Raw genomic sequence first — 2,449 nt, forward strand, 5'->3', positions numbered from 1 at the left:
ATTTGTAATCCCTGCTATTTACTCTTACTGGGCTAAACCATACAAACCGAATAAAGAATTGAAAGAAGCCCATCGTTTTGAACAAGAAGCTTTACATATAGAAGAATAAGATGAGCAAGAAATTAAAAATATTCACCCTACTGCTAAGCTTATCCCTTTCGGGCGTTGCACAAGAACAGCTGAGCCTGCAGGAAGCCATTACCATTGCTTTACAGAATAATTACGATATTAAAATCAATAAAAACCAGGTCGATATAGCAAAGAACAATGCCAATATTGGCAATGCTGGTATGTTGCCCAATTTAACCGGAAGTTATACCAATGGTGGAAGTATCCAGAACACCAGACAAACCCCTGCAACTGGTCCTGATCGGGTAATTACAGGAGCAAAAAGTACCAATAACAGTTATGGAGCCGATTTAAACTGGACCATTTTTGATGGTTTTAGTATGTTCGCCAATTACGATCGCTTAAAAGAACTGCAAAAACAAGGCGAATTAAACGCACGCCTAACCATTTTAACTACTATAGCCGATGTAATTACAGCCTATTATGATATTGTAAGACAGCAGCAATTGGTTATAGCAGCTGATAGTGCTATGGATGTTTCGGTATTACGCACCAATATTGCCAAAACAAAACTGCAGCTTGGCCGCGGTTCTAAACTGGATGTATTAACCGCACAGGTTGATTATAATACCGATACTTCAAATTACCTACAGACCAAAAATGCCTTACAGGTAGCTAAAGTTCGATTAAACCAACTGATGGTTAGAGATATAGGTACTTCGTTTTCTGTTGTTAATAACATTGATGTAGACAAAGGTATCCTCTTTAGCAAAATGGCCGAAATGGCCGAGCAGCAGAACCCGAATGTACAAAACGCCTTTATCAATCAGCGGATAGCTTCCCTGACCTTAAAATCAGTACGTGGGGCAAGATACCCATCTATCAGTTTAAACTCTGGATACAGCAGGGCGAACAGTACCAGCCCTACGGGCTTTAACCAAAAGTTTGCTGCAAACGGACTTACTTATGGTGTTACGGCAAGCCTTAACTTATTTAACGGCTTTTTACAGCGCCAGCAAGAACGCAATGCAAAGATCGAGATCGACAATTCTATCCTGAATTTAAACAAAACCAAACTTGATGTAAACGCGCAGTTGCTTACCGCTTATCAAAATTACAGCACTTACCTTGATCTGATTAAATTAGAGCAACGAAATGTAGATATTGCAAAAGAAAACCTAGATATTACTTTAGCAAAATACCGTTTAGGCAGCATAGCCCCTTTAGAGTTAAGAGAAGCACAACGAAATGCAATAGATGCACAGAACCGTTTCATCGAAATGCAATATCAGGCCAAAATTGCCGAAACAACACTGAAAGAAATCAGTGGAAATATAAACTTATCTAATTAATTTTTATATTTAGTCCCATGATACTTGTTGCAGATAGTGGCTCATCAAAAACCGATTGGATGGGCTATCACAATGGCGAAACCATTAAATTTAGCACTCCTGGAATAAACCCTTATTTCTTAAGTGAGCAAGAAATTACCAAGCTGATTTCTAAAAATGAACCTTTATTACAATGTGCTGATGAGGTGAAAGAAATCTACTTTTTTGGAGCGGGTTGTTCTTCACCAGACAAACATGAAGTAGTCTCAAATGGCCTATCAGCCGTTTTTGGTAATGCTTTTATTTCAGTAGATCACGATCTTCTGGGTTCGGTATATGCTACCTGCGGAAATGCCGAAGGCTTAAATTGTATTTTAGGCACCGGATCGAATATTTGTTATTTCGATGGAAAGAAAATCCACGATGGCCACCATGGCTTAGGTTATGTACTTGGCGATGAAGGTTCTGGTACTTTCTTTGGGAAAAAAGTGCTTTTAAGCTATATGTACAATAAAATGCCATCCAACTTAGCGGCAGAATTTAAAAAATCTTTCCCAGCAGAAAAGGAGCAAATTATTACCAACGTATATCAAAAACCCTTCCCTAATATCTATTTGGCAGGTTTTAGCCGTTTCATGGCCAACCACAAAGACCATCCATTTATTCAGGATATTTTAAGAACTGGTTTTCAGGAATTTGTAGATACGAATGTTAAAGATTATCCAAAACATAAAAACGTTCCATGCCATTTTGTAGGCTCCATAGCTTATTATTACCAGGAAACATTAATTTCGGTGTTATTAGAAAATGGCATTGAGCCTGGGAAAATACTACAGAAGCCCATTGAAGAGTTATTTAATTTTATCTTAAATAAAGAAGGCATCGTACACCAAGCGAGTTAAAATCGAAGTCTAATTTTTAGCTCCTATAAACTTATTGTTAAAATATCCTTAAGATTGTAAACATAACAACATAAACTTTTGTTATATTTTTAACGGCATACAAATGCTAACACATATGAAGAGAATACTGGTAGTAGACGATGATAT

The 2,449-nt window shown here is 37.3% G+C and carries 2 protein-coding genes; both read left to right on the plus strand.

The window, feature by feature from the left end:
* Positions 1 to 110: 110 nt before the first annotated feature.
* On the plus strand, positions 111 to 1,421 hold the full coding sequence (locus tag AC1DPQ_RS24680; RefSeq protein ID WP_477611180.1) for a TolC family protein: 1,311 nt from the start codon (positions 111 to 113) through the stop codon (positions 1,419 to 1,421).
* 17 nt (positions 1,422 to 1,438) lie between these two features.
* Positions 1,439 to 2,302, plus strand: a complete 864-nt coding sequence (locus tag AC1DPQ_RS24685; protein WP_029277095.1) for an N-acetylglucosamine kinase — start codon at positions 1,439 to 1,441, stop codon at positions 2,300 to 2,302.
* The last annotated feature ends 147 nt before the right edge of the window (positions 2,303 to 2,449 follow it).

The organism is Pedobacter sp. 01T416_2, assembly GCF_056398925.1.

Coding starts and splice junctions, on each gene's coding strand:
- AC1DPQ_RS24680 (WP_477611180.1), top strand. CDS start 111: ATGAGCAAGAAATTAAAAATATTCACCCTACTGCTAAGCTTATCCCTT.
- AC1DPQ_RS24685 (WP_029277095.1), top strand. CDS start 1,439: ATGATACTTGTTGCAGATAGTGGCTCATCAAAAACCGATTGGATGGGC.